This window comes from Vibrio sp. 10N.222.46.A1, from assembly GCF_041473595.1.
Classification (GTDB): Bacteria; Pseudomonadota; Gammaproteobacteria; order Enterobacterales; family Vibrionaceae; genus Vibrio; species Vibrio tasmaniensis_A.
In genome coordinates, this window is sequence record NZ_JBFRSN010001065.1 from 1 (window position 1) to 619 (window position 619).

General features: G+C 46.5%; 1 protein-coding gene. It reads left to right on the top strand.

The window, feature by feature from the left end:
• Window positions 1–510: TIGR01620 family protein (locus AB4496_RS23765; RefSeq protein WP_372132224.1), on the top strand; the 510-nt coding region annotated here is incomplete at its 5' end.
• Between the last annotated feature and the right edge of the window lie 109 nt (window positions 511–619).

A 619-nucleotide genomic window follows, 5' to 3' on the forward strand; every position in this document is an offset into this window, starting at 1 on the left:
ATTAACCCAGCGCACAGCGATGCTGAAGTGTTGGATATGTACGATGCGTTGGTCGTGAGTCAGCAAGATAAGGTAGCTACTCAGATCGTCACTAAGTTCTCTACCGAATCCGCGGCTTTGGTTGCTGTGAGCCCATTGGCGGCAGCAGATATGTTGCTGGTGGCTTGGCGAAATTTCACTATGATAGACAAGCTTGCTGATGTGTATGGCATTGAACTGGGCTACTGGTCTCGAATTAAATTGTTCAAGTTGGTCTTAATCAACATGGCAGCGGCCGGTGCAAGTGAGCTGGCGATTGATGCGAGCATGGACTTAGTCTCGATGGATCTTGCAGGTAAAGTCTCAGCTCGAGCAGGGCAGGGGCTCGGTGTCGGTATCCTCACAGCGAGACTGGGCTTAAAAGCCATGACATTGCTGCGTCCTATGCCTTGGCATAGTGAGCGAAAAGTAAAACTATCCGACCTTCGCAAAGCCGTCCTTTCTGAAATAAAGCGCATTACCTTAAAGTAAAGCGAAGTGCTTAAAATTGAAATGTAGGAAATAAAGCGAATTACCTTCCTATAAAGTCTATATACACAAGGAAGTTGAGTGATTTGCGAGCGAAGAGTAAACATATGTT